Annotated in this window: 16 protein-coding genes and 1 pseudogene; 4 read left to right on the top strand and 13 right to left on the bottom strand. The window is 42.3% G+C overall.

Translation table 11 applies throughout. From position 1 onward, the window contains the following. Positions 1 to 534 precede the first annotated feature (534 nt). Positions 535 to 1,531, top strand: a protein-coding gene (locus EHV15_RS34795; protein ID WP_218571273.1) for an IS630 family transposase whose coding sequence is annotated in 2 segments (ribosomal slippage) — positions 535 to 977 and positions 976 to 1,531 — 999 coding nt in all. Because the reading frame shifts where the segments join, the coding sequence is not laid out codon by codon here. A gap of 149 nt (positions 1,532 to 1,680) precedes the next feature. After that, positions 1,681 to 2,034 (top strand): hypothetical protein, encoded by a 354-nt coding sequence (locus tag EHV15_RS34790; RefSeq protein WP_128635851.1) that lies wholly within the window; start codon positions 1,681 to 1,683, stop codon positions 2,032 to 2,034. 45 nt (positions 2,035 to 2,079) lie between these two features. Here the strand turns inward: EHV15_RS34790 and EHV15_RS34785 are convergent, their stop codons facing one another. Together EHV15_RS34785 and sda are read right to left on the bottom strand one after the other, a co-directional pair. Beyond that, on the bottom strand, positions 2,080 to 2,820 hold the full coding sequence (locus EHV15_RS34785; RefSeq protein ID WP_128635850.1) for a hypothetical protein: 741 nt from the start codon (positions 2,818 to 2,820) through the stop codon (positions 2,080 to 2,082). Between the two features lie 601 nt (positions 2,821 to 3,421). Next, positions 3,422 to 3,562: a sporulation histidine kinase inhibitor Sda gene (gene sda, locus EHV15_RS34780; RefSeq protein ID WP_128635849.1), complete on the bottom strand. Its 141-nt coding sequence runs from the start codon at positions 3,560 to 3,562 to the stop codon at positions 3,422 to 3,424. A gap of 181 nt (positions 3,563 to 3,743) precedes the next feature. Between sda and EHV15_RS34775 the strand changes: the two genes are divergently transcribed. Beyond that, positions 3,744 to 4,091, top strand: a complete 348-nt coding sequence (locus tag EHV15_RS34775; protein ID WP_128635848.1) for a helix-turn-helix domain-containing protein — start codon at positions 3,744 to 3,746, stop codon at positions 4,089 to 4,091. A gap of 381 nt (positions 4,092 to 4,472) precedes the next feature. On the opposite strand, the gene EHV15_RS34770 is transcribed toward EHV15_RS34775, so the two are convergent. The 5 genes from EHV15_RS34770 to EHV15_RS34750 all read right to left on the bottom strand — a co-directional run bounded on the left by EHV15_RS34770 (position 4,473) and on the right by EHV15_RS34750 (position 10,818). Continuing rightward, a complete protein-coding gene (locus tag EHV15_RS34770) occupies positions 4,473 to 5,828 on the bottom strand; it encodes a hypothetical protein (RefSeq protein WP_128635847.1) in 1,356 nt (451 codons plus the stop codon). A gap of 247 nt (positions 5,829 to 6,075) precedes the next feature. After that, a complete protein-coding gene (locus EHV15_RS34765; RefSeq protein ID WP_128635846.1) occupies positions 6,076 to 6,789 on the bottom strand; it encodes a DsbA family protein in 714 nt (237 codons plus the stop codon). Between the two features lie 341 nt (positions 6,790 to 7,130). Beyond that, positions 7,131 to 7,520, bottom strand: coding sequence for a hypothetical protein (locus EHV15_RS34760; RefSeq protein WP_128635845.1), 390 nt, complete (start codon positions 7,518 to 7,520; stop codon positions 7,131 to 7,133). Positions 7,521 to 7,806: 286 nt separating this feature from the next. After that, entirely contained in the window at positions 7,807 to 9,849 is a 2,043-nt protein-coding gene (locus EHV15_RS34755; protein ID WP_246062140.1) for a DUF2325 domain-containing protein, read from the bottom strand. Positions 9,850 to 10,602: 753 nt separating this feature from the next. Beyond that, positions 10,603 to 10,818 carry a transcriptional regulator gene (locus EHV15_RS34750; RefSeq protein WP_128635843.1) on the bottom strand — a complete coding sequence of 72 codons (216 nt, stop codon included), beginning with the start codon at positions 10,816 to 10,818 and terminating at the stop codon, positions 10,603 to 10,605. Positions 10,819 to 11,222: 404 nt separating this feature from the next. Here EHV15_RS34750 and EHV15_RS34745 point away from each other — a divergent pair, with 404 nt between their 5' ends. Beyond that, positions 11,223 to 11,561 (top strand): hypothetical protein, encoded by a 339-nt coding sequence (locus EHV15_RS34745; RefSeq protein WP_128635842.1) that lies wholly within the window; start codon positions 11,223 to 11,225, stop codon positions 11,559 to 11,561. Between the two features lie 305 nt (positions 11,562 to 11,866). Here the strand turns inward: EHV15_RS34745 and EHV15_RS34740 are convergent, their stop codons facing one another. The 6 genes and pseudogenes from EHV15_RS34740 to EHV15_RS34715 all read right to left on the bottom strand — a co-directional run bounded on the left by EHV15_RS34740 (position 11,867) and on the right by EHV15_RS34715 (position 21,077). Beyond that, on the bottom strand, positions 11,867 to 12,097 hold the full coding sequence (locus EHV15_RS34740; protein ID WP_246062096.1) for a hypothetical protein: 231 nt from the start codon (positions 12,095 to 12,097) through the stop codon (positions 11,867 to 11,869). A 142-nt stretch (positions 12,098 to 12,239) separates the two neighbouring features. After that, the gene (locus EHV15_RS34735; RefSeq protein ID WP_128635841.1) at positions 12,240 to 16,274 is read right to left on the bottom strand and encodes an S-layer homology domain-containing protein; all 4,035 of its coding nucleotides are present in this window, start codon (positions 16,272 to 16,274) and stop codon (positions 12,240 to 12,242) included. Positions 16,275 to 16,722: 448 nt separating this feature from the next. Then, positions 16,723 to 17,280, bottom strand: a complete 558-nt coding sequence (locus tag EHV15_RS34730; protein ID WP_128635840.1) for a hypothetical protein — start codon at positions 17,278 to 17,280, stop codon at positions 16,723 to 16,725. Positions 17,281 to 17,938: 658 nt separating this feature from the next. Then, complete coding sequence (locus EHV15_RS34725; RefSeq protein ID WP_246062139.1) at positions 17,939 to 18,583, bottom strand: flagellar brake protein; 645 nt, start codon at positions 18,581 to 18,583, stop codon at positions 17,939 to 17,941. Positions 18,584 to 18,799: 216 nt separating this feature from the next. Beyond that, a pseudogene (gene nadE, locus EHV15_RS34720) lies at positions 18,800 to 19,153 on the bottom strand (NAD(+) synthase); the annotation flags it as partial. 190 nt (positions 19,154 to 19,343) lie between these two features. Next, entirely contained in the window at positions 19,344 to 21,077 is a 1,734-nt protein-coding gene (locus EHV15_RS34715) for a sensor histidine kinase (protein ID WP_128635837.1), read from the bottom strand. Positions 21,078 to 21,552: the final 475 nt, after the last annotated feature.

The following is a 21,552-nucleotide window of genomic DNA, read 5'->3' as shown; positions in this document are numbered from 1 at the left end:
ATGAGAATTTTAGATGAGTTTTCACCACGCTCGATCTCCGACGCCAAATTATTACAGACGCCAAGCGATGCTCATCTAAGCGAGATACTGTCTCTCCTGAGTACAGACGATGCGAAAAACGAGGTAAGAAGTTGGTTCCGCGGCGAGAGGACAGTCTTCGCGTCAATCTTTCAGAAGATGGATTGAGATTTGAGAATGAAAAAAGGGAGAACGACACCGCTGGCCGTCTCCTTTTTTTTCTGCTGTACGTGTTAACCGGCGACGCAATGATCTTTCCGCAAACCTTGGTACGACCAGGCCGAACCCAGAAGAACCAACCAATCGTATCCGCTCTCATCCTAGTAAACAACGTTATTTTCCAAGCCTACTATATATTCGGCAATAGATAGTTGGAATAATTTTCTGGACAGTGAGAGCAGAGTCGTATATCGTAAAATTATTACTCTATGAGCCGGTGAGGTACGACAAGTGAAACTGCCAAAACTTCTTGAAGAAGATCGGAACAATCCTGAAATTCTAGCGATTAAAGCGGCCATGAAAGCAAACAAAGACTTGAGAATGCACGAAAGATATCAAACGATCTTGCTTGATCTACAAGGCGTGTCCAAGAAAGACATCAGCAAGATCATCGGACGTTCTCTTTCCACTATCTACAATTACACCAATGCCTATCATCAAGAAGGCATTCAAGGGTTGAGAATCGAAACGCCTCCGGGACGTCAGCCTTTTCTGAGCGCCGAACAAGAGCAATATGTCTATCAAACGGTTGTCAATCAGACACCTGCGGATGTTGGCTTTCCTGCAAAAATGAATTGGACTTCACCGATCATCCGAAAATGGATTGAGCGAGAGTTTGGCGTGTTGTATTCGGACCGCGGAACCCGAGAACTGCTTTATCGATTGAAGCTCAGCTTCACGGTGCCAACGTACACCCTGGCCAAGGCAGACCCTGCGAAGCAGGAAGCATTTGTGCAGGAGTTTGAAGCCTATAAAAAAACTCCTGAACGGTGAAATCGACCGCATCTTGTTTATTGACGAGTCCATGATTCGTGACTACCAAGCGCTATCCCGAACCTGGTTTGCCAAAGGCCAACAGAGAATCGTCCCCACCTACGGCAAGCATCACGGAGCCAAGTTGATTGGTTCGCTGGATTACGAGACAGGAGAGGTGTTCTGCACACAAGAAATCCAATATACCGCACAAGAATTTTTATCTTTCCTGGAAAAACTGTTGCAGAAATACGAAAATCAGAACATCGTCCTTGTACTGGACAATGCGAAAATACATCACGCGGCGTTGATCCAACCCTTTTTGACCGAGCATCAGTCCGTTCTCACGTTGTTGTATCTTCCTCCCTATAGCCCGAAGCTGAATCTCATCGAAGGACTCTGGGGCTGGCTCAAGGAATCGGTCATTAATAACGTCTTTTTTGATACGGTTCAGAAAATTCGCAAGGCCGTTCAAGGCTTCATCCATGAGATCAATAAAACACCCGAAGTGACTGTCGATAGACTCTGTGTGCAATTATAAATCCCTACTGCCGAATATATACTTTATTTTTTTCTAACATTGGCAAGGCTGAACCTCACCGCCCTAATCTGAAAATTATGCTATAATTAGCGTAATTCCTCTAGTCTATGAATACTGATACATATCCTTTTAGAAATGAGGAGAATGTAATGAGCCAATCATATCGGTTCAAGTTTGGAAATTTGAAAGGAGAAATAAAGCCTGCCGAGAACAACGATAATCCGGGAGAGTTAATGATCGTAGGTATGCCTTTGGTTTCCAACATTCATATGTCTACTGCCGGCGCTAAGGAGGTTGATTGTCCCCTATGTGGTAAGAGATGCTGGGCCTCCCCCCACTTACCGGAAGCTGTAAAAATGTTCGCAGGAAGAGTTATTGCCGCATGTACGGAATGCTCCTTACGGGCAAACTTAAATAAAGGCGTAATACCCAAACGGCTCCATGAGGCAGGATTACATCCCGATGATTTGCTGCAGCCCATCCTCAAAGAATTAGATGGTTAATTCAACAAAACCCGCATCTTGAAAAAAGAGCGGGTTTTGTTTTGGCTATTGATTAAATGTTAAATTCGCCTCCGGATCGACGAATTCGAAATTGGTCGGACACAGCAAGCCGCTTTTATCGAAATCCACCTCTATCTGCATCTTTAGCGACGGATGCATACCAGACACTTCGTAATAAAACTGATCCATGAGAGCAGTAACCTTGTTCATCTTACGCACGAACAAATCATGATTGTCTTCCCCAGTTTCTTCGAAAACAAGAATATCAAGGATTTTATCACCATCGTAAAATTTAACGCCGAACTCCCGAGTAACACGGAAAGTTTGTTTATATTCCTCCGATTTAATTTCTCCCGAAAAGATGCTTACCGTCCCCTGCCGGTCTGACTTAAGCGTTTCCAACATATTCTTACATACCAGAGCTGCAAGATATCTGGGGGGCACAATGGTATTTACTCGATATTTCTGGGGGGAAGAGTCTGGTCCATTCTTCACAAACCATCCATTTGGACAATAAATACCTTCGATACCTATGTCTGTCCGGATTGACATTTCTAGCTTTACCGCATCCTCTGGAGCAGGATGTACGATATGGATAACATCTTCTGCAATTGCTGTCACCACGTTGAGGGATCTCTTCCGTCTGTCATTAGCCATGTCGCTCTCGTTTGAAATGAACTCAAGCATTGCCCTTGGCAGGTGACTTTCCAGTTCCTTAGCTCGGTTGATGGCATTTTCGAATACCGGGTGCATGGTAACAATAAACTTTTTATTTTTGCTAAACATCCTGACCTTAACCTCCTCATTTTCCGGTAAAAGCAAAAAAGCACCAACGCCTGTTTCACAGGGGTCTGGTGCTTCCAGATAACAGTATTCGATTTAATATCATTATTGTAATCTATCTAAACCTGCGACGCAAGTTCCTACGGCCAGACCCAATTCTCGCTCCTCTTATGCCGAATTGAAAGTAAGGCAAGTATTCACTCAATAAAGATTGCCTTTTGGGCCCATTTTCAACACAAGTGTTTGTTTAGAAGCATAAAAAGAGCTACATGTATTTTTGCGACTTTCCATCTTTGTGTCGCAACTCTTTGCCTTCCAGCTTTGGCGTTATGAGAAGTATATGGCAAATCTGTAGCACTTTCTGCCGGTTTTATCAGAGGACGTGACATCGGAATATTCCAATCTAATTTCCTACAATTGAAAATCTCTATATTTCAAAACTCTCGTCATTCCAAATCAAATATATGAGCCGCGGCGCTTTCGTCAACTGAAAGGCACTTAACATCGCACAGATATTCCGCTTCCTGATAGCGTACTCAATTTTCAGCAATCGGATAGAACTACCTTGTCCTGTTTTTTCGAACAAGTCTTTTTCTTCCCGGTGCTAAGCCTCCTCTTCTTCTTTTAAATCAATCTTGCGGCGCTTTACTTCCTCCATGAGAAGCTCCAAGAAATGTTCATCTAGGCCTAGCTGTTTTGCACGGCCAAAACTCTCCAACAACTGTTCGTCAGATAGCAGATGCACAAATGATTCCTCCTCCATCCGCTCACTTGGTTTAATACACATCGGGTAATGCCGACTCATGGGAAATTATAACTCACAAAAATAATTACGACAATTAATATATATCAATAGTCGTAAATATACCCTATACCCCTTTTTGTCATTCGTCTACACTTCATAATAGGAGAGGTTGTGGTAGGGAGTGGGAACATTTGCAGAACAAATTGGTGCAAAAATTCGTATACATCGAGTGGCAAAAAATTGGACTCAAGAACAGCTCGCGGAATTAAGCGGTACGACTGCTTCCTACATAGGCCAGCTTGAGCGCGGCGAGAAAGATGTACGCATCAGTACCCTGGAAAAAATCGCCCATGCACTGGACATGAGCGTTAATGATTTATTTGACGATGAACTGGAAGGCTTTTTGCGAAAGCAACAATGGGCGTGGGAGAGCATGCTGCTCCTGCTCAAGCATCCTGGAAAAAAGCAATACCAGGCGTACCGCATTTTACGAGAGTTGCTGGACCCCTCTTGGCCTGAACAAGGATAACCGAACAACAAAAAATGTACGATTGGCGAATAGTTTGGGCTTTAAGGCGGCATTCCTAGCGAAAACTCATCCCGTTTCGATACCGGCCATACTACCAGAGTGGAACTAACACGAACTTTAAAAAAGCTTTTTGTCACCTTGATATAGGCGTAAGGTGGTTCCGCGGATTTGTTAATAAAACAACCGTGCCCCTTACTACCTTTCTATTATTGTCTGTCGATTGGGTACCTTAGTCAGGGGCTGGAATCCAGCGTGATTGTCCAGAGGTGAAAAAGGGGGACGGTGATCGAAATATCTTTTCCTGCAGTCCAATACGGCTTGCCGAACTGCCGCATCGCCTCAATCACCCTCCCCCATGATGGAAAAGGATACTACAGACTTTCACCAATTGTGTGAAGGGGTATTTTGGTCGCTTTTGAAATACGCTAACCGGATTTTGACTTCATCCAACGATTCATTGACAGATTCAACATAGAAATGCCCGAAATCAAGTCTCGCGAACTCCTCTGGAGCAATAACCGACTGCTTTACTCCTTCGGGATTAAGGTGTGGTTTTCTGCGAAAAAGCCGGTTCGCATCATTCGGGTTAATACCCCTGTAAACCACATTTTTGATGTTCTTCAGTAATAATGAGTCATCAGAATCGTTCTCTATCTCTCGAAGCTCTTTAATAGAGCAGATAACCCCGACTTTATAAGAACGTCCTTGCAATAGGAGACGGATTAGTCCATAGTTCATGTAAGTCCTCATGGCATTCACATACAGATATATAGGGATTTTAGCCATAAAGGGGGACCGTTCAAATACTGCAGACTGAATCTTTTGGCTGATAAGTTGCCCCATAAATCGGGATACCTTAGATTCGCCAGTGTCCACCAGCAGCACACCCCCCTCCTTAAAAAGTGCTGCGAGAAACAAATCCAGATCAAGAGCTCCTTCGGCCGGCATAAGACTAGAAGCAATTATTGGGTTACTTAAAATGTCGCTGATACACGTTCTTATCCCAATAATATAATTCTCTTTTCGGTTCTGAACCACTTGCATACCTTCATACTTGTGCCCTTTAGGGTAAGAAACAGGGAGCCTTTCAAATGGATTATCGGAAGAATCGTTCCACTGGTATTGCAGTACCTCATTATTGAAATATTCAACGATGTTAGAGACATCTGCATCCTCGAAGAAAGACAGTTCTTCACTGAATTCGTCTGCATATCTTCTCACTTCATCCACGACAACGGCCAGATACCGCACCTCAGTCATCAAGCGGAGAAGAATATGAAGGTCAAACGCGTTACCGAAGCGGGTCTTGCCAAGCATTATGCAGTGGAATACGAACTCGTCTTGAATCCCTTTGAAATATTCATCCTGATTTCCCATTTCATTGGACACCATTTCCTTGAAGTTTGCCGCCACACCACGAGCGGGTCCCTTGAACGGGTTAATGTTCAAATGAGGATTGGGCTGGGTAAGATCAAGGTAACTGATGTTTTGGAGTCCAAGGACTTCACATTCCTTCATAATATCCTTCAGCATTTCATCTTTGATATCCAAGACAATTAACCCGGCTTTGCCTCCTCGGGAAATGCCCTTTAGATCCTGTTTAATCTGATTAAAGCTGCCCGGGTGCCCAATAATCATTTCATGCATTAAGCGTGCCTGCTCCGTGAGGAAGATCGGCTCCTTTGTTGTCATGTCGTAACCGAGCTCGATGTCAAACAAGCCTTTTACAGTCTCCATGTCATCAATCCTTTCTCATAAGAAGATCGAGAAACAGAAAAAGCACCTCAAACATAGGACGAGTCCTAGTTAGAGGTGCTTCCCCTTCCAATTATTCGATTGACAATATTATACCTTGTAGAATACTTGAAAGTAAAGGATTAACACTTTTACCGCTCTACCAAGTCACTTCAAGGCTTATTTGCCAATTTCATGCAGTGAAAGTTGAGTTACTAGGATTCAAACCGTTGGGGAACCTTTTAACACTTTAATTCGTTATTGTAGCAAGGGCTGAATCAATTGCTTGAGACAGCTCAGGCAAGTCCGGATTCACAAATTTTTGGCCATCTACGACAAAGGTTGGAACACTGGAGATACCATTGGTCGTTGTGATCTTGAAGTCTTCTTTAACCTCAAGCAGTCCATCCAGCTCCTCCAAGCTCTTCTTTACAGCTGTAGCATCCCCGTGAGGAACATATTTTTTGACGATCGAAAGGAGGTATTTTTCTGTTGCCCAAATGCGTTTCTCTTCGCCTTGGTGAGAATATAACGCATCGTGGTACTCCCAGAAAGCTTCATGATTTTGCTTCCACAAGATCTCTCCAACCATCGCTGCCTTTATGCTATCCGGGCCAAGGAATGTAAAGTTCACTACATACAACTGAACTTTACCAGTATCGATATAGTCCTTTTTGAATTTCGGAAGGTGATTGTTAGTCCAAGCCGCGCAGTATGGGCATTTGTAATCGACGAACTCGATCACTTTCACCGGTGAATTCGGGCCCCCAAGGTACGGCTGGTTGTCCAGTTTGTAATTTCCAACCTGCGTTTCGATTTTGCCGCCTACGTCTTGGAAAGTCGGAAACACTTCCTCCTTATTCTTAAATCCGGAAACAAAGAGCAGGATCATAACGACAAGGACCAGTACGCCGACCCCAGCAATGATGCCGACCTTCTTTTTGCTTAGCTTTTTTACTACCATAAATGAAATCTCTCCTATTTTAAAATTCGGACGAAAAAAAAGCACCACAAAAGAGATGTTCTCTTCTGAGGTGCTTCCTCATTCCGGATATTCGATTAGTATAATTATACAACATGCCTTCCGGTATTCCAAGACGAATCTTAGGTCTATTTTTTTGCATTACTTCGATATAATCACCTTATACTCCACGGCAGTGTAATAGACAAAGATCTCATTCGGCTCCACCCCTAATGGCGAGGGAGAATCGAATAAACGTCGTAATTTTCACAGATAGTCGTTGAAAGACATTCGTTCTACCAGCCAACTTCAAGAAGTCAGGTGAGCCAACTGTGAATTTCACGCTATTGCTTCCGTTCAGTAAGTTGTAACCCAACGACTTCGTTATTGCTGTCTCTCAGGACAAAACTCTTATAAGTACGATCCCGGTCAATGACTTCTTCCTTTTCAGAAAGATCAACTGTTTTAGACTCACCGGCAACCTTCAATGCGGCCTTATTGTCACCAAAGACGTAACTTTGCCCGTCTTTAACCACGATGATGGCCAGAAATTCTTTATATCGGTTCAATGCCATATCCACCTGCTGCCCGGAAAGAACTGTTTCATCATAGGCAGCATAGGCACTATTGCTCATCTCGTAGACACCGGGCAAAGACTTTGTCGCTTTGCTACAACCTCCAGCCATCAGGACGACGGCCGACAAAAGGACAACTCGCTTGAAGACCATCTTCATGTACACTCTCTCCTCGTTGAAAATGAAAAAACACCCCAAACATAGGATATTGCCCATGTTAGAGGTGCTTCCTCTTTTCGGTATTTGATTAGTTAATATCATACAACAATATTTAAGCAAATCCAAGGATCAACCTTCGATTTTTGGGCTACCTCGTATCACAATTCAATACAAAGATTTAAATAAGTTGGTATAGTCCCCCTGATCCATTTGAATGCTATATTCCTGCGAGTCAGCGACGTTCCTTCAAAGCAAAAAAAATATTTGCTCCGTCTAACAAGTATATCTATGCACTTCTGATGGCTTCATTTCTGATCTTATCGCGGTTATCCCAAAGTAATTTGCGAAGATTCGACTTTGAGCCTTCTATTTTAAAATGCGGCACATTATACTCCTTCGCGATTTCAATGCAACTCCAAGTGGCATCATGAGATGTGGCTGTCTGAAGTAAAAATAGAGCATCTGCACGGCGTAATTTTGGATGAATCCGTTCAGGTCTATCTCCATTTTCATGATAGAGCTCAGCACCAGTCTCCTTAACCACAGTTTCGAACCACTTTTCCAACCCGCCGACAATAACTATTTTACAGCCCTGCAGGAATGCCTCTTGTTTTGTGAGTTCATTCTTTCTACTTGTTGTGGTACGTATAGATTTTTCTTTCACCTTTAAGTCCTTTGATGCACTTCCAACAGAAGGCTGCTTATAAATCTTAGAGAGTCTTGCATATTCCCCATCAATCGCTACGTTAAACAGGCATGGATCTCCGTCTTTCGGTTGTTGGATTTCAACATCCTTTTCATAGATAGGGAAACGGTTATTCGAGTTATTTATGTCGACGCAATAGTAAGAAAAGTGCTCCCTCAGCTCTACATAACCCATATATCGAGTTATCGGAGCATAAGCATCATCTCCTTGGAAAAGCAGACGAATGTTGTATTGTGTCGACCCATCTCCCCTACGGAATGGCTCGCATTCCACTTCTGCCTCATGCTCCAGGCCAATGGAATTCACCATGGATTCAGTTATATTGAAAATTTCATTATTCTCGCAAGCGATGTAGCCACCATGATCTTTCCGATAAAACGTCCCCAGAAACCGCTCTGGGGTCTCCTGGTTTTCAACAGTCGGGCGTTCCTTCAAATGTTGTTGGAATTCATTTTGAGAATCGATTGTTTCGGATTGAACCGTTTCAAGAGCGGTTTCATCTGGTAGCGGTATAAGGGCTGGCACCGCAACAAGTGATAAATATGCCTCCAAGGATTCGATCAGATCAAAATAGTCCTTGACCTTCTTTCGAAAGATTGCCTGGTCTTGACGTGAGGCTTGTCCAGATCTAAGTTGAGCAAAATAGGTATCCACGTCAATATTCAAAGCAACTATCAGTTTCTCTACCATATCAGTCATCTGCAGATCAGGTACAGACATCTCTTCTCTTAATGCTTTCATTTCTTCTTCAAACTTTTTCAGCAATTTCTTTTCGTTTTCGACAAGATGTTTTACAGACCTCTCAAGCTTTTTGATCTCGTATTGTAGCTCAATTTTTACACGCTCAAGGGAATGCGTTTTCTTCCTCTCTAATCCCAATAGCTCTTCCGTATCTTTGAGCTTTTTATCACGTTGATTTTTTTCAACAAAAAGCACTTCCTTTTCCTGCCTTAACCGATCGTTATTCTTTTCTAGTAAGCGAACCTGAGATTTTAACCTTGCAGCCTCTTGCTCTGCTTTCTGACGCAGCTCGCGCTCTTTGGATACAAGTGAGTTTTCTTTGGATTCCTTCGTCCACTGGTTAGGATTTATTCGAATAACATTTATGTCATGGATTTTTTCATCATGAGATGACGCATCCGGAAGTAGTGCCTCAAGGTCAGTAAGACGCTTTTCGATCGCATCACTTTCAATCGGAAATAGCCGTAGCCCCCAGTAATAATGCCATGGTCCAAATTCCTTTGTTTTTTCTTCTTCATTCAGTAAATAGTTAGATGCTGAGAGTTGTTCGATGTCCCCATATATGTCAATCACGATATTAATCATGCCCTGAATGAACTTAGCTTTGTCCGATTGACTCTTCATTTTTACTCTCACAAGCGTCACGAATTTATCGTCTGGAAAAGGATGATTCGTATTCTGACGGATTGGAATATTCATGAATAAAGAGAATGACCTCTTTTTCTGTACAGGCATTTCACGGAGCAAGTTGGACAACTGTCTGCTTGGAAAGGGCCTACCCATTTGCTTTATCAGTACCCTCTTAAATCCATCAGCCAATACTTTTGATTCAAACTCCCCAGACAACATACTAAGAATTTTCAACACCGCTTTTCCAACCATCAATCATATACCTCCTAACATTAATTGGGATATGCCCCTAAGTCTTAATACGCACAAAAATGCAAAAAACCTCAAAACAGACCTGATTGTCTATTTTGAGGTGCTTCCTCACTTTTGTATTTGATTACTTAAAATTATACTCCTACCAATCCAAAATGGAAGGATTTTTTTGTAGTGTTGGTAGTGTAGTAAGCCCTCAACATCTTTTCTTAGATATTGCACTTTCTCTCCGCCAAAACATGAATTGTGGTATTTATGGAGATGAATTGAAAGGAGGTAAGGTTGTCTCATGTCAAGAACTCTAAAGATCAAACGGATTGAATTCGACTTAGAAAATCTCGATCTGACAGAATCTGACCGACTAAGACTTGACAGTCTTAAGAACCCGTTCACGATTAGCAAGGATATTTTCGCATTTGGATCTCTTGCAGTTTTCGTGACCCTCCTATACTTGCTATCGTTTCTTCTATTGTGATAACCGCGTCCGGCATTTGTATCCGATTTTCTTTTATTCGTGTCCTATTATTCTCACAACTGGCGTTCAATTCTACTAAGTTTTGAAGAGTAATCGGTTCCCTCCTATCGTAATTTTTTATTTTGGATAAGTTTCGGTTTTCCGCTATTATGAAGGAAACGATTTTTAAATTCCGATTAATTCAGGTCCGTTCTGATACAAATAAGGTCAAAATATGGTCGTGAAGGAATGCACGATGAGAACTTAAAAATAAAGAAGACTGACTACCGACCAATTGGTTAGTGAGCTTCTTTATTCGCTCGATGCTGGGATCGAAAGTAATCCGTGTAGCCTTTAAACTCGCCGACAGCAATCAGGGCGTCAATCTCGGCCCATTCATCAGCCTCAAGTGTTATTGTGACCATTTTTTTGATGCCGATCGATGGCCGGCCGGCTCCTTTTCGCGTTCCGCCGCGCTTCTCGACCTTCTCGGAGCGTTCGCGATACTCCTGCATAAACTTCTCCGGGTTTTTGTCGAACCACAAGTAGTCTGCTGCAGATATGCTACTTGTTTTATCGAACCATTTGCTTGCGATCGCAGGCTATTTAGCGTTAGGTCTTTTCGCTCTTGTAACAAAAACAAGCTTTCGGCCAAGTCGTTAGCCAGGGCTTCAAACATACGCGCCCCTTCACGTCCATCCATTCTGATCGTCGATAACAGGCGTTCGACCTCACGTTGATTTTGTGCCAAAATACCCATCCATTCCTTGCGGTGCATATGCGGCTCTCTTTTTGAATTAGATTATCTAAATCAAATTGTAGAACGCGGTTTTGAAAAAGACAATCTTAAGTATGATCCGTGGATTTAATTCCGAAAATTTGGTAGATTAGGATTATAGCAAATTTGGAGGGTGACGTAATGGGAAGGTTGTCGATAAGTGGTAGACTAGACAAGGCCAAATCGCCGGAGCTAAAGCGGGAAATAGCAGTCAATTGGGCCGCCGAATGGCAAGCTGAATATGAGAAACACGTACAGAACTTTGAGCGGGCGATTCGCAATAAGGATTATGATCTGCTGGTCCGAACAACTGGCTGGCTTAAGGCTGACGGTAAAAAACGGTTTGAAGCCTTACCTCGTGTGTTAACGGCGATGGCTGATCTTAAGAATGATTGGACGCTACAACAAGACTTGTCCCTAGTGCGGGGAGGAGTTTACAACAAATGTAGAACATCAAAAATATTGCTCCGCAACGCATAAAACCTATGACTACCGGCGGCGGCGCCTTCGCCCCTTCGCTCTTCGAATGCGAAGCCTCGTTATTGTGCCGGATGTCAAAATTACTTTCAGGATCGGTATAGACAATGAAAAAGAGCCTGCAAGCGCAGGCCCCAGTACTTTGTATACGAGATCTCGTACGCCGCTACCTTTGCCCAATCTACCGTGCCGTTGTGATGGCTTACATCAATACCTTGTTTGGGTATTTCCTTGTTTAAGTGATTACACGTTAACCTCTCCCTTCTTCCAAGCAATCGATCCGCTTGGGAGCCTGTTTAGACGATTCCTCAACGCGCGTCAGACGCTCGGAGAACGCCTCGAACTGCTTCCTGCAGCTTTTGTTCAACTTTCATATCGCCCACGCCGCGCTTGATATATTCCACCTCAGCACGCTGCACTGCTTCGGATTCGGCGGCGTCCCCGGCCTCCTTCCGCATTGTCCTCGCCCGGCCCATCCACCCTAATGCATTGCCGCTCAGCGCGGCCAGCACGGAGCTGGGTTCATTTTGTGACCTCATATATATAGAGTTAGTTTCTATTATCACGGATTCGATACCACCAATAATAACCATTGCTGCGTATGCCAGTAGCTAACTTCAGCTTGTACTCAAACTAAGTACTCTATAAGAGGGGAAATCTCGTTTCCCCTCTTAACAACACTTAGTTGTGAAGAAGTCTGTAAATTACTACGGCAGCTTCTGCACGAGTCATTGGCTTCTTTGGATTGAAGAAACCGTCTAGCTCCCCGGTCATAATACCCGCGTTAGCTACAATATTTACAGATTCTTTGGCCCACTCGATAATTCTACTATAGTCAGTAAAATCATACTTAGTAGGGTCTTTGTAATCCAAGACATTAGCCACCATGATAGCTGCCTGTTCTCTAGGTATGATTGCGTTAGGACGATAGGTGCCATCTGTAAAACCTTTTGTTACGCCCGTATTAAGGCCGGCTGCAAGTTCCTTTGCATACCAAGCAGATGTGTCAACATCAATAAATCCTCCTTGGTATCCAACAGAACTTTCTTTACCTAAAGAGCGCACCAACATTATTGCAAATTCAACACGAGTCACTTGAGCATCTGCTTCAAACGAACCATCTGCACGTCCCTTGATTATTCCTTTAGCGGACAGATAGTCAACAGCATCCTTAGCATATTCAGGAATCACATCTGTAAACTCAATTGGAGTTTCGCCTGTCTGGTCATTAACACCCGCTGGAATATCTCCAGAAGACTGGCCTTCCTCCAATGGACTATCACCCGTAGACGGGTTTTCTGTTGAAGGTGCCGTTGTACCAGCATTTGAAGTCCCTCCATTTGAACTTCCCCCTCCAGAACTTCCGCCAGAACCACCGGAACCCGTGTTATTGGAACCGTCGCCAGAAGAACCTCCATCCGATCCACCTGAACCAGTTCCATCATCTGGAGTGTTTCCCCCTTTGCCTGGATCGGTTGGAGTGGAACCGCCGTTGTCCGGATCAGTTGGTGTACTTCCATCATCTCCAGGACCTGGGACAGTTACCCCACTACCATCGTTCGGTGTTGTAACATCTACTGGAGTCTGACCAACAACTGTGTCCGAGCCGTCAGGATTTTTAACTACCGCAAGAATATCGTAATGATAGTCTTGCCCCGGAATTATTCCAGATTCAGTGAAGGGCAACTTACCATTCACTTCCTCGACATTCCCAAGATCTTTAGTCTCTCCAGTGGCCTCGTTTTTGTACGATACATGGAAAGTTCCATCTGGGTTCTTAAAATAATGCCACTCGGGGTTTCTTTCCACATAATAATTATCTACTTCTGGAATAGTTTTAAATTCCCAACTAATGGTGCCTTCAGAAGGTACAGAAGGATTGATGATAATTACAGCAGGTTCAGATGGAGTAGAGACTTGAACAATCTGAGATTCTGTAACACCATAATCGTTCCCAGCTACAACTCTGTAAAGAAATACCGATTCAGGACCTACAGTTTGGTCAGATAATACATTCAAAGTTGTTTCACCAACTAATGCGTCATTCCTATAAATACGATAGTAGGTTGCATCAGTTACTGAAGTCCATTGTAAATTCACCTTATCGTGGTAGGCTCTAGTAACTTTAAGAACTGGAGACTCTGTGGGTGCTTTACCTGGCTTTTTAGGAGTCTTAACGCTCTTTACAGTCTGCAAACCCTCTTTTGAACCTTTATACGCTTTCAAGGCATAAACATAATTTGTCTCAGGCTCAACAGTTTCATCTTCATATGAAAGATTAGTTCCGATGTAAATATCTTCACCATTACGTTGAAGGATGTATCCTTCAACACCAGGCACTAGATTCCAGGCCAACTTAACTTTGTTATAAGTTACATCAGTAACAGTAAAATTAGATGGATATGGGATAACTTCTTCGCCTTTGGTAGTAACCTCTAAAAGCACCTCCGAACTATCTTCTTTGCCGGTAGCTGTTGCCTTCAGAGAAAGACGATAAGGTGTAGAAGGACTTAACCCCATTACTGTATATGATGTAGAAGGTCCGGAGTACACCTGTACACCATCTTTCATGAGAACATAACTTTCTGCACCCTCTACAACATCCCACTTTAAAGTTGCTGATGTTTCTGTTACGTCTGTAGCAACAAAGTTAGCGGGAGCATGTAGTTTAACAGGTCCGTCAAGAGTTTTGAAGTTACCAGTAACTGCTGGAGACACAGAAGAACCATCAGTTGCAGCTATAGAATACATATAAACATTCGAAGGATTAAGGCCTGTAGCTGTAAAAGTCTTATTTATGCCAGAGTAAACTACAGAACCATTCAGTTTTAGTTCAAATCCTGCATTGCCTGCATAATCCCAAGTGAACGTTGCACTGTTAGAAGTAATGTCTTTTATCTGAACATTAGTCGGTGCTACAAGCGCCGATGTGTCAGATAGGCCGCTAATGAAGAGAGGATCAATTTTATCTCCAGTGCCCCAAAGTACATTAGCTTTAGGATTGAGATGCAAAATAGGGCGAACAGGACTTGTTTGATAAGTTGTATTACCCCAACTGCCAGAAGAGTTTATAGATCTCAAAGCTGACTCTGAGCTATTATACGTCCATGTCCATGTACCCGCTACGTACAACTCAGAGGACTGAAGTTGGGTAGCAGTTGGTAAACCAAGATAGCTATATACAACGGTATATGGCTGCGTATCCCCTTTTTCATATAAAGTATATTTATGTTGAGTTACAGATTTCTTAGTCTCATCATCCAGACCATTATAAAAGTTAGAAGACAAGTTTGTGATGGCTGATACACTTGTATCGCTGGAGCCTCCTCTAGTTCCAGTAGGACCAGCTAAATCAGAGAACTGTCCAGGCTCAGCAATCAAAGTGTTATCTCCAAAGACCTGAAATCTTTTAGAACCTAAAATCACATAATCCCCGATCCTAGTAACTTTATTACCAATTGCCACTTCTGTATCGGCAGGCACTGCAACTTGTATATCTGTTTTATGACCGTCCACTTCAATAGAATAAGTATTAACTTCCCCTCTTACCGGGGTTTGATCTGTGTAAGTAAGAGAAGCATGATTTAATGTAGACAATTTCGTACCATTACGATAAATGGTGTACCCCAAAGATGCTGACGACGGATTTGGTAGCCAGGACAGCGTTACTCTACCTTGACTATAAGATGGAGTTGTAACAGTGTCGGAAGCTTCTTTATTCTCATCGGCAACATACTGGGAAAAGTCTGCTCTATATAGAGCTTTGGATTCTGTGTAATAAGCAATGTAACCCTCCCTCGAGAGCTCCTCATTCATCTTATTAGCAGAAAGTCTGGTTCCGGTGTCTCTAACAATGAAATATGAACCATTGAAATAGAGCTTTCCATCTGCACTAATCTTAACATTTGGCGCTGTATAAGGAGAAGACTTTCCGGACTTAATATTAAAATTCTCAGATGTTCCAGTGCCAACATCCATGGCATAATAGTCATATGCCCCATTCCAGTCTGTACTATAAAACAATCTCCCGTCTGCAAGCCATGAATTAGGGAAGGATCTATAATTGAGATACTTCATTTTATTTGTTCCTAAATCATATGAATAAAGTGCTTGCAAAACATTACTATCTCGATACAAAAGCAAAATCAGCTTACTTCCGTCAGGAGTAATCATAATGGGCTTGCCCACTGCAGATTTTATATCCGCAGGCAAATTACTATACCCCGAATTTACAGTAGATGGTTTGATTTGTGTAGTTACTCCAGTTGATTGGTCGTAATAAAAGAAACCTGTAGACTTTTGCGAAAAAGCTAATTTAGAGCCATCTTCCGAGAAATCTGCAAAATCTGCCGAGAAATTAGCCACTTCAGTATGCGTATCAGAATTTGAATCATAAATATACGTTTTTGAACTCTTGATATAAGCCAACTTAGAAAAGTCCTTTGTATTTGCAAGAATTCCACCAACGAATGACATAGGCTCAAGCTGACTAGTTGAGTCATTATACAAATACATATAATAAGAGCCACGAACAATAGCTTTGCTACCGTCAGAGTTTGAACGAACCGATATAAAGTTATCATTATCAGGAGTAAATTGCTTAACGGATACGTCATATTGAGATCCCGATGCCTTTGCTGAACCTAACCCCGCAAAACTACTTATTAGCAACGCTGCTGACAACATAATAGAGAACAACTTTTTAAAGCTATGCAACTACTACTCACCTCTTCATTCATTTTATTCGAGGCTTAGAGATAGATATCTATACCTCACTGGACTTCCTATGAGTTACCATCTTGCCTTCCTACTACGTAGTTCTTGCTGCCATCGAATCACCCTCTGCATTCACATGTAAGTTAGTGTATAGCTTTTAGCTATGAACTCTGAACACCCGTTTTGACCAGAAAACAAAAAAGCACCTCGATATTAGGCATCTTAGCCTATATCGAGGTGCTTCCTCGTTTGAAAGTATTCAGTTAGTAAGATTATACACTTACATGTGTTTAAAGTAAATAATTTTAAATAATGTTTAGTTGAGGACAGGGAGATCGAATTCACTGATCTCGAGACTTATTCGTAGACTGAAAAGCCTTGCTCATACATAGTAACAGTGGCATTAACGTCTCCCCCCTGTTCCCAGTTATAAATGCCGTACGACCTTTCACTTCGCAACTTTATTCGCATTACAATCAATGCCTGCAAAAGACAAAATTTTCACCCAAGAAGTTGTATTTTTTCCGATATGTTTTGCAATAGTGTCAGCACTCGGAAAGCCCTTTTGTTGCTTGGTGAAATTCACATAATCCATTCGGCTGAAACGGTTTCCGAGGTGTTCAGAAGCAGTACGCAATGCTTGAATACAAGTATTTTTATTGTAGATGGATTTTCTTCCTCGTTTGCTTTGGATTGATATTACCTTGCCTTTACGTCGCTTATTAGACTCCGTATCTACCAAGGTAGCTAGTGAATCGGTCATAGGCTCTTTAGGCTCATCAATAACCAATTGTAGAAGGGCATTATTCTGATTTATTTTCCCCTCAAAATATGCGTAAATGGTCTCGCTGCGATCATAACGCACAATTTGATTAATGAGTTGTACGAATGTTCGGAGCGCTTCATCTTCAGTCCCCAAAGCGCTCGTCACGAGTTCGCACTCTCCACTACCAAATATTTTTTTTCCAGTCTCAAGCAATTCAATTAGGACATCAATAACTTTCATTGTTTCCCTCCTCACCCCGGAAAACCCATAAAAAAAGAAGCACCCACACTTAGATCCTCTAAGTGCGGGTGCTTCCTCGCATTCGGGTATTTAGTTAACCATATTATATAGCTACTGTTGTCCAATGTCCAGAATGTATTAGCAAAACGAGCCAAATAATAGAGTCTTTGCTATAATGAATGATAGGACAACGGTGGGCTCTGGTCATGGAGAAACTTCCTGTAAAGGAGGTGATGTACCAATGACCACGCTTAATTTTCTTTACCTGCTGCTCAAATTTGTAGCAACCCTTCTGAGCCTTTGGCTCAGCTTAAGGAAGCTTTACAGATGGAGACGCAAAAAGAAACAAGCGAACACCCACCGCCCAAAAGGGTGACCGCCTTGCGGCAGGGTTCGCTTGTTTCACACGAAATAACGAATCTCCGTGAGTAGTTAGCCCACAAAGTTGTCCTGGGACGGGGCTGGCACCCCGTCTTTCTTATTATTATCTTACCATAAGGAATTCATAACGACAACAAACCGCGGGCACTTTTACCCCACTTACGCTTCTTTCTCATCATTTACTGAGATGAGCAATCCAAATTTAGGTTGTCTTTAAAGAGCCGGCTGACTCGTCGACCGGTACCGTATGAAACTACAGCTTTGAGATGACAATTGTTCAAAGTTTTCTTCGTTTAAGCTGCTCCTTCATACAAAATTTGATAATCGTATCCCTATGAGATTCCCGGATTTTCGTGAACTTAAGGGCCACTTGGTAACCAAGGGTAGTCGGATTTTGATATACAACACGACTTTCGAATGGAATCATACTGGTAGATTCCCCATTTTCGATAAACAGTATACCTTTAGGGTCCGTCTCATCATCCTGGAATGGACGTTCGGATGTAATGAAAGATAGACCTCCTCCACTAATATCTCTTGTTCTATACTGACGGTTGGGATGTCCGATTTGTTTATTTTCCAATTCAAAATTCAATTCGACGGGCACACGAAAATATTCTCTTTTTTGCACTCTCAGGATTTCTCCATCTTGAGGCATAGTAAGTTGAAGTCTAATCGGAGAAGTTCCATTCTGAGCAATTACCTTAGTCTTGAACTGATACTTAATTCCAGCTCCTCCCTGAAAATAGACAAAGACTTCCTGTGCAACCAAACCAGGAATCGACACCCGGTGCTTACTAAGAATCGAACCAATCTGAAAAGAGTACGATCCAATATCATCAATTTGGGCTACCAGCATATTTCCTTCAGCATCTTCAAGCTCTACATACTGATTCACAAACAGCGCTTCAAGAGCAATCATCACTTATTAATCTCCTTCCGATTCAAGTTCTGAACGCAAAAGAAGCACGAACATACCACATGGGTTGCGCGTGCTTCGCGTTTTGAAGTATTCACTTTAGTCTCATAATATCACACGAAACAAATGTGGTAAACATTTGAGGTTAAGGTTCATAATTCCTCCAATGCAAAAAAGGAGAACCCGCTTCTAAAGCGAGTTCTCTCGTACCTACTTCATTTATTTCCACCAGTCATCAAATACGGTGATGGGTTGCTGACGCTTGTGCTCAATATGCAGGTACCGTCCCTCGATCTTTTCTCTCGTCTCAATCGGCACCAGTTTCCCCTCTAAGTAGTCGTCGATTTCATCATAGGTTAGACCGAGAGCAACCTCATCCGGCAACTGGGGCTGATCATCCTCCGAATCTGCGATTGGAGTTTTCATAAAAAGCTGTTCCGGGCAGATGGCCTTCAGGATCATCTTTCCTTGCCGTTTGTTCAAGCGATAAATTGGTGTAAGATCAGCAGCGCCGTCTCCAAACTTGGTATAGAAGCCAGTAACCGCTTCGGCCGCGTGATCTGTTCCCAGAACCTTACATCACGCTTTGTTTTTTATAGATAGGTCGACTATCTTCCTTGACAAGTTCACGGAGCGCCCTCCAATCCTGACTCGAAATACATGATTTGAGCATCGAACAGCGCATCCGAAACATAATCCTCAAATAATTTCTGAGCATAGCCTGTTATAGTACGATCTTTAAAGTTAATATTATTGAAACTCGCTACATTGGGATTTCTACTGAGAAAGTATTCCCGTCCTGCTTAGAATCTACGGTAATCCTGCCGTTATATTGCTCAAGGATCTTGTGCACAATGAAAAGACCAAGCCCGGAGTTTTTCCCTTTTTCTTTCTTGGTACTGTATCCTTTTTCAAAGAGTTTCTCAACATGAGCATCAGGGATAGGAACTCCTTTGTTATAAATCTTAAAGCACAACCGGTCATTTTCCACAGAACCTGTCAACTCAACTATTCGATCTATTTCTTCCAGCTGCTCTACGGCTTCAAAGGCATTATCTATCAGATTGCTAACAATTTTCACCAAGTCTGTACTTTTCAAAACATCTAGCGAAATTCGATCCATACCAATCATTTCATGATCAAAGGAAATCTTCCGATCCAAGGCTTCGGTAATTTTCGATTGTATCAAGGCGCAAAGTGCCGGCGAGTTGATCTTGATTATGTCATTTATAACGGTTGTTTCTCCAACGAGTTCTTTCGTGAATTTCTTCAGTTCATCGTATTCCTCATTGGTAACAAGTGATTGGATAGTGGCAATATGATTGTTGAAGTCGTGTCGCTGCTCTTTAATGGAAGTGAAGAGTTGATCGACATTACTAACAAATACATCCTGTACGGACTCCGCAGCTGCCAATCTACTTCTAGTGTAGTACCTTGAAATCAGATAAAGACCGATAACAGTAATCAGCGTGGCAATCCCGATCGTTACCTGCATTTTACTAAGCAAGGTAGACATATATGCATCGATTTGATCGGTATTCGATACCAAACCCACTACAACAGGTAATTCCAAGTGAAGCGGAATATACGATTTCAACACATCCTTGCCGTTTATGTTCGACTCGAAGGAAACTTCTCGATTACTTTCATAGGCGTGCTTTATATATTGTGAGTCCTGCTGGTCTTGGTAGTTGTATGTACCAAAAAGTATCTCTCTATCTGAATACCAAACCACACCGTTCTTTTTGAATTGTTCCTGCTCCTTTAGAAATGTCAGAGGATTAAAGACGGTTACTTCTTCTACTGCGTTTGAATTGTCTGCGACCACTTGATTAATCAGCGCATCTACGCCAGTTTCCTTTTGATAATTCCTAAATACTGTATCATGAACGAATGGGTCTATGATGTAATTGGTTGTCCCGTCGTAATAGTAACCCCACATGTTGACGTAATGAGGATCTGTCATTGAAGTGTTAATTGGGCCTGCCCAGTAATTTGGCAAGATTTGACCAACAGGTACGGTCGTATTTTTATTATTCAACAACTCGTTAAATGCCTGATACCAGTATCCCCGCCACCCTTTTGTACTCATTCCAATTTCTTCTGGTTCGTCAGATTTGTAACCGATAATGTCATTCCCTGAGCGCTTCATCAGTGTAATGTGACTCACACCGATTTTCTTACTAATTTTATCAAGGTCCTCGTTAGATACCTTTTCAATATCTGGATTAAGATTAGACTGGGCAAATAGCGCAGCTGACCGAAGGTTTTGACCAATAAGGTCCTCTACTACTTTTTCACCTTTTCTTGATAACTGGATTGAGATGCTGATGTTTGAAGCCTCAAGCCTCATCTTTTCAACCTGTTCATTTATCAATGCTTCTCGTGTGAAATTATAGTAGACTCGATCAAGGAAACCTAATGTTAAGTGGATCAAGACCAGAGTGATGATATTAATACAGGGCTCCTTAGATTTTAAAAAGGACAACATTTTCATCCTGATTTCCCCCTTTGATTTTTATATAAATCTACTATTTAAGATATCCTATTTTTTAATGAAACTAGTTGCATTCTGTTGGTTTCGATATGAACATTATGTGAAGTAGAGGAAAACTAATGAAATTACTCGCCGCTCCGTTTTCGGAGGGGCTTTTTTTAAAACTACGAAAGCAAATTTGACGAACTACATGTATCGCCACATTCTTGCCTCAACTTAACCAGGTGGACGTCGGGGTCACGAATTAAACCACCTGAGCGCCACATTTTGCTTTAACAGGAATCCCACTCCGGTTTACGTTCCTTGTAGGATACGTAGTCAACAGAGTTCAAGCGTTCTTAAAACGTTTTTGACCTAGCGCTTCGTTGATGTGTACAATCATATTCCCGTTACCCTGGATGGTGGTTTCATCCGTTTTGGAAGTGGTACAAAAAGACATTGATACCCGCGTCGCTGATGAGGCGCGATTGAAAGA

It is taken from the genome of Paenibacillus oralis (assembly GCF_003863965.1).
Lineage (GTDB): Bacteria > Bacillota > Bacilli > Paenibacillales > Paenibacillaceae > Fontibacillus > Fontibacillus oralis.
Note: the sequence above shows the minus strand (reverse complement) of the source record. Positions and strands in the feature narration are given on the sequence as shown.